We start from the raw sequence: 6,334 nt of genomic DNA on the forward strand, positions 1-6,334 counted from the left end.
CCGCCGGCGTCGCGAAGTCGTAGATGATCGATCTCACCCCATCCGGCCGCGCGCGGCTACCGGCAGCGTTTCCAGCACCGTGTCGCCATCGATCAGATTGACCTCGTTGAACAAATTGGTGACCACGCAGCAATGGTCGGGCACGACGCGCACGCGTTCGCCGATGCGCAACTTGCCGTCGCCTGAAAGCGTGACGGTCCCGTGTTCCTCGCTCAAGCTCGTCACCCGCGCTCCGGAAATGCCGAGCAGTTCGCCGAAATCGGCGAGCCCGAGCGTGTCGCTGGACAGCGCCTTGCTGCCGGCATCGAGGATGGCGCGTGTTGCCGTGGGATGGCTGACCACCGTCGACAGCACCGTCAGCGCGCAATCGTCGAGGCTGCCGACGCCCTTCGCGACCTGGTAGCGGTCGAGATAGATATAGGTGCCCGGGCGGTATTCGGTGACCACCGATGCGTCGCTCGAGCGCCAGATGTCCGGTGTGCCGCCGCTGGAGATGCGTTCGCAGGCGAGACCCGATGCGGCAAGCGTCTGCTTGGCGTCGGCAAGCCAGGCTTCTGCCTCCGCGGCGCGGCCGGCGGCCGGGTAGGTCATCAGCCCGCCGAAGGCGAGGCCGCCGGCTCTGTCGATCTGTCTTGCCAGCGCAACCGCTTCATCCGCCGTCTGCACGCCGCAGCGGCCCATGCCGGTGTCGCATTCGACCAGCACCGGCAGACGATGGCCGGCATCGGTGAAGGTGGCGGCCAGCCCCTCAATCGTCTCCAGGCTGTCCGCTGTCACCGACAAGGTGATACGGCCATGCAGCGCCAGAAGCCGTTCCAGCTTGGCGCGCCCAAGGATGTTGTAGGGGAGAAAAATGTCGGCAAGGCCGGCGTCGGCCATGACTTCTGCCTCGCCGATCTTCTGGCAGGTGATGCCGACGGCGCCGGCCGCGACCTGCTTCTTCGCCCAGTAAGGCAATTTGTGCGTCTTGATATGCGGCCTGAGCTTCAGCCCGTTCTTGTCGGCATGGGCCTGCGCGCGGGCAATGTTGGCTTCAGCGCGCGCGGCGTCGATCAGGATCGACGGCGTGTCGAGATCATGGATGGTCGGCATCAGCTGTCACTCTCTGAGAAATCCGCAGCGGTTATGACCTCGAACGGGTGCGATGTCACGCGGCCAGCGGACCCGATCTGTGGTCCATGGGCCGGCGCAAGGCGGCAAATGGATCGACACCGGAACGGCGTTCGGCTATGCGATTTGCCAATGCATGTCGCCCAAAAGTGTGCAGCGGTTTTGGGTTCACGACATGCACGCTAACAACCTAAAGCGCGTCGCGTGCTAGACGCGACACGCTTTGGACAAATCCATACGAAGGATCATGATCATGAAACGCTCCGCCATCAACGACATCATCCGCGAAGCCGACGCTTTCATCCGTTCATTCGGCTACATCATGCCGCCCTTCGCCTATTGGTCGCCGCAGGAGATGAAGGCGCGCCAGGTCGACTCCGCGGCCGTGTTTACCTCGCGGCTCGGCTGGGACATCACCGACTACGGGCAGGGCAAGTTTAGGGAACTCGGCCTGTTCCTGTTCACCGTCCGCAACGGCCGCTACGAGGACATGAAGAAGGGCATGGGCATGCTCTATGCCGAGAAGATCATGATCTCGCGCAAGGACCAGCTGTCGCCGATGCACCGCCACAACATCAAGGCCGAGGACATCATCAACCGTGGTGGCGGCAAGCTGGTGCTGGAACTGTTCATGCATGACCGCGACGGCGGGATCGATCCCAAGGCTGAGGTATCGGTGCCTGTCGACGGAACGATCCACAGGCTGCCGGCGGGTGGGCTCCTGAAGCTCGACCCGGGCCAGAGCGTCACGCTTTTGCCCGGCGTCTGGCATGCCTTCTGGGCCGAAGGCAAGGATGTGCTGATCGGCGAGGTGTCCACCGTCAATGACGATCTCACCGACAATGTGTTTCGCGAGCCGATCGGCCGCTTTGCAGACATCGACGAGGATGTCGTCCCCGTGCACCTGCTGGTGTCCGACTACGAGAAGTGGCTGGGCTAAGGGGCAACGAGGGCGCGGGAATCGCGCGGGCAACTAGGATGTCGGGCTGTCTCCGTTTTGCCAGCCGGCTAGCTCTGGCAGGTCGTCAAGCCAACTTTTCTCCGTCATCAAGGCATCGCCGGCCTGCGGGTCGGTGGCGTTTTGAATGAGCCAGTCTATCCACTTCCGATAGGCAGTCGGGTCCAACTGGGGCGGCAGCACCTTGGCCTTGGCCAGCATGCGTTTGCGGAAACTAACCTGCCTGCGGAGTTTGGTCGTCGTGAATTTGATTGCCTTGCCTTGGTATTCGACCGTCCAGCGCTCATCCCCATGGCTGGTGAGCCTGTCGATGGCGAAACCGACATCGACCGGCCTATCCCGCCAAGGAAGCTCGACGGCATTCTTCCTCAGATCGAGTGCCCATCGCCTGTAGTTGGTCCCGGCACGCTGGGGCGGCAGCACACCAGCCTGTTCGAGCATCTTCCGGCGGAAGGTGGGCTGCTTCTTAATCTGGCCTGTCGTCAGCTCGATGCGATGCCCGCGGAATTCGACGTGCCATCGGATCCTCCCGTTGCCGAAATACTTCACCAGCCTGTCGATGACGAACTCGTCGTGGGAAAGCATCACGCAGCCTTGGCTGATGCTTTCGAGAATGTACTGGCTATCAGTGGGCATTACGCAGCCTCGTGCAGGAACCTTTCATGAAGCTTAGCCAGTAGCACGCATCAGCGGCCAACAATCTTTTTCGCTCGGAAATCTCGCCTGCCGGCCCTCCCACCCTTCGATTCCTAGCGCAGGTTGTGCGAAGATACCCGACAGTCAATCCTGGAGGGCCGCGGAATGGCACCGGAGAAGCGCTACGATTGCAAGCTGAGCATGACGCCCGAGCAGGCTCAGGAACTGAGGCGATTGGCAGCCGAGAATAGCCGCAGCATGAATGCCGAAGTCAACGCACGGCTGTTGGCGACCTTCATTGCCGAGGAGATCGCCAGCCTCCCGCAGATGGAGGCCCTGAGCTATACCGACCAGATGATCGTGGTGATGGCGCTCCGTAACATTCTCGCAGAACGCGAGGCCTCCAAGCCTTCCTCAGCCGCACGCTAGGCCGCCACCGCTCTCGGAAATGAAGTCGATGCCCGGCGCGGCGTCAATCCATGTCGCGTTTCATGTCGCGTCGAGTAGCCGCGTATCAGTGAAAACCGTTGGAAACCAAGAGAACTGGTTTGCAACATGGCGCGACATAAAAGGTGCGTATCTGCGCGTTTGAGGTCGGATAAGTTATTGATTTTGTTGATGAAAATGATGGCTGGGGAACCTGGATTCGAACCAGGACTAACGGAGTCAGAGTCCGTGGGTCTACCGTTAACCTATTCCCCAGCAGGCACGGTCATGAACCGTGCGGGCCAAGCGGCCAAGCCGCTGTGAGCGCTGCCTTGTAGCCGCCAGCGGAAAATAGTCAAGCCTGCTGAGTGGTTCAATCGCTACGTTTTGTCGGCCGGTTTGAGACGCCACGCTTCAGACGTCTCCACGCCTCAGCTCTCTGTCCGGCTGAACTGCGAGCGCTCGAAGAGCAGCACGATGCCCAGGCCGAGGAACAGCGGGATGATCAGGTAGAACAGCCGGAACACTAGCAGCGCCGCCAGCACACCGACCGGGTCCATGTCGGACAGGCCGGCGAGGAACACCACTTCGAACACGCCGAGGCCGCCCGGGGCGTGGGAGATCTGCGCGATCGAGAAGGAGACGAGGAAGACGCCCAGCACGACGAAATAACCGGGATTGTGGGCCGCGGGCAGGGCAAAGAAGATGATCGCGGCGGCCGCCAGCAGTTCGATCGGGCCGATCAGCAATTGCCTGGCGACGATCGGCAGCGCCGGATAGTGCAGCTGAAAGCCAGCGATATTTAGCGGGCGCAGATGCAGCCAGCTGCCGAAGATGTAGGCGGCGACCAGGATCAGCATGGCGATGCCGGCTGCCTTCGACAGGCCGTGATGGGCAATGCCGGAAAACCGGTCGAGGATCTCAGGCTCGAAGACCAATACGAGGCCGGAGGCGAGAATCGTCGACAGCACGAAGGTGATCCAGCAGATCGCCACCAGCACGCCGACATCCTGGCCGCTGAGGCCTCTGGTGCCGTAGGCGCGGTAGCGGATGACGGCGCCGGAAAACACCGAGCCGCCGATGTTGTGCGACAGCGCATAGGTGGTGAAGGAGCAGAGCGTGACGAACAGCCACGAAACTTTCTTGCCGATATGCAGGAGCGCGATGTGGTCGTAGCCGGCGAGCGAGGCATAGGCGATGACCGAACACAGTGCGGCGAGTATCCAGCCTCGCGCCGGGATGGCTGATATGCCGTCCCAGACATCGTCAAGCGAAATGCCGCGCAATTCGTGCCAGAGCAGCAGCAGTGAGAAAATCACCGCCGCGATACCGACGACCGGCCAGAAATAGCGTCTCCAGTTCATTGCCTGATTGCCATGCGTTGCGGGTCCGCTTCCTTTTCTGTTGGTGATGGGAGGAGACCGGCTGCGCCGGATTCTTCCACCCATTTCAGAAATGCCTCATTGAAGCCGGCTATTCAACCGCGAACGTTTTTCGCGGCGGCAACCGGCAGGATTTGGCCGTCTTGCAAGCGGCTGAAAGGGACGCCGGCAGGCGTTGCGCCAGCAACCGAGCCTTGCGGATACATTGCGTAATGCTCAGGGAATGGCGGTTTGCTGACCCAGCCGGCAAAATTCGGCACGCGGCTCTTGGTGATCGGGCGCGGCACTGTTAGTCTGGCGGCAACTTAAAACACTGAAGCGCCTGCTGCGTCCGTCATCGGTTCGCGCGGCGCCGGAAGGAACGACAGTGGAAGACCACGACACCGGCGCCGGCGCGCCGGAGGTGGGCGCGTCCAGCACTTCCCTGGGGTCATCTGGCCCGGGGACCGCCAGCTGGCAGCAACGCCGCCCGACGGAGCCCCGCTCCGCCAACGGGCAGGCGGGCGACGCGCCCCAGAAAGGCAAGCCCAAGAAACGGCGCAAGCGAAGGCGCGGGCGCAAGGTTTTTGTGCGCGACGAAGCGCGTCCCACGGAGAATCGATCGCCGGCGCCGGATAAAACCGGTGCCCCGGCGGAGGCGCACAGACCGGCGGAATCGGTGGTCTCGCCCGCAGCTGCGCCGGTGCGCTTCGAACAGGGCGCCCGTCGGCCGCCGGTGCACGAGCTTCCGGTGTTTGCGGCCCTCGACCTCGGCACCAACAATTGCCGGCTGCTGGTAGCCGTGCCGACGCGGCATGGCCAGTTTCGCGTCATCGACGCCTTTTCGCGCATCGTCCGGCTGGGCGAGGGGCTCACCGCCAATGGCCGGCTCGGCCAGCCGGCGATGGACCGCGCGGTCGAGGCGCTGAAGGTCTGCGGCGACAAATTGCGTAACCGCAAGATCCGAAAGGCACGGCTGATCGCCACCGAAGCCTGCCGCACGGCCGACAATGGCGTCGAGTTCCTCGACCGCGTCGAGCGCGAAGCCGGCCTGAAGCTCGAGATCATCGATCGCCAGACCGAAGCGCGGCTGGCGGTTTCCGGCTGCGGCTCGCTGGTCGAGCGCGACACGCAAGGCGTCGTGCTGTTCGATATTGGCGGCGGCTCCTCCGAAATCGCTCTGATCGATCTCGCCGGCCGCCGCTCGCCGAGGCTCGCCAACCATATCGTGTCGTGGACGTCGCTGCCTGTCGGCGTCGTCTCGCTGGCCGAGCGTTTCGGTGGCCGCACGGTGACGCGCGAGATCTTTGCCGCCATGGTCGACGACGTCGCCGGCCGGCTGGCCAGCTTCGACGGCCGCGACCGGCTGAGCCATCTCAAGACGAGCCCGAATTTCCATCTGCTCGGCACTTCCGGAACGGTGACGACGCTGGCCGGCGTTCACCTTGACCTCGAACGCTACGACCGCCGCCGTGTCGACGGGCTATGGATGGACCGCGACAGCGTCGACCGCATGGTCGAACGACTGGTCGGCTGGGATTTCCAGCAGCGCTGCGCCAACCCTTGCATCGGGGCGGATCGCGCCGATCTGGTGCTGGCCGGCTGTGCTATCCTCGAAGCGATCCGCGCGGTATGGCCATCGGAACGATTGCGCGTCGCCGACCGTGGCCTGCGCGAAGGCATATTGAGCGAGCTGATGGCCGATGACGGCGTCTGGCGCAATGATGGGCGTGGCAGAGCATGAACAGTCGACCCCCACTCCGTCGAGCGTCGCTCGCCCCCACTCCCGGGCTGGTATAAACATATGCCAGCCCACGCGCCCGAGGGGGGGGGCGGGTGGCGG

The 6,334-nt window shown here is 63.3% G+C and carries 6 protein-coding genes and 1 tRNA gene; 3 read left to right on the plus strand and 4 right to left on the minus strand.

The window, feature by feature from the left end:
- Window positions 1-33: 33 nt before the first annotated feature.
- Entirely contained in the window at window positions 34-1,092 is a 1,059-nt protein-coding gene (locus tag NKI38_RS14095) for a D-TA family PLP-dependent enzyme (protein WP_352658497.1), read from the minus strand.
- 271 nt (window positions 1,093-1,363) lie between these two features.
- Here NKI38_RS14095 and NKI38_RS14100 point away from each other — a divergent pair, with 271 nt between their 5' ends.
- Complete coding sequence (locus NKI38_RS14100; RefSeq protein ID WP_352658499.1) at window positions 1,364-2,050, plus strand: D-lyxose/D-mannose family sugar isomerase; 687 nt, start codon at window positions 1,364-1,366, stop codon at window positions 2,048-2,050.
- A 33-nt stretch (window positions 2,051-2,083) separates the two neighbouring features.
- On the opposite strand, the gene NKI38_RS14105 is transcribed toward NKI38_RS14100, so the two are convergent.
- Window positions 2,084-2,704: a hypothetical protein gene (locus NKI38_RS14105; protein ID WP_352658501.1), complete on the minus strand. Its 621-nt coding sequence runs from the start codon at window positions 2,702-2,704 to the stop codon at window positions 2,084-2,086.
- A gap of 165 nt (window positions 2,705-2,869) precedes the next feature.
- Here NKI38_RS14105 and NKI38_RS14110 point away from each other — a divergent pair, with 165 nt between their 5' ends.
- Window positions 2,870-3,133, plus strand: a complete 264-nt coding sequence (locus NKI38_RS14110) for a hypothetical protein (protein ID WP_352658502.1) — start codon at window positions 2,870-2,872, stop codon at window positions 3,131-3,133.
- 199 nt (window positions 3,134-3,332) lie between these two features.
- Here NKI38_RS14110 and NKI38_RS14115 read toward each other — a convergent pair.
- A tRNA-Gln gene (locus tag NKI38_RS14115) sits at window positions 3,333-3,406 on the minus strand.
- 155 nt (window positions 3,407-3,561) lie between these two features.
- Window positions 3,562-4,494, minus strand: coding sequence for a lysylphosphatidylglycerol synthase domain-containing protein (locus tag NKI38_RS14120; protein ID WP_352658504.1), 933 nt, complete (start codon window positions 4,492-4,494; stop codon window positions 3,562-3,564).
- Between the two features lie 304 nt (window positions 4,495-4,798).
- Here NKI38_RS14120 and NKI38_RS14125 point away from each other — a divergent pair, with 304 nt between their 5' ends.
- Complete coding sequence (locus tag NKI38_RS14125; RefSeq protein ID WP_502899310.1) at window positions 4,799-6,235, plus strand: Ppx/GppA phosphatase family protein; 1,437 nt, start codon at window positions 4,799-4,801, stop codon at window positions 6,233-6,235.
- Window positions 6,236-6,334 lie beyond the last annotated feature (99 nt).

The sequence above is a fragment of the Mesorhizobium sp. M0621 genome (genome assembly GCF_040320745.1).
GTDB lineage: Bacteria > Pseudomonadota > Alphaproteobacteria > Rhizobiales > Rhizobiaceae > Mesorhizobium.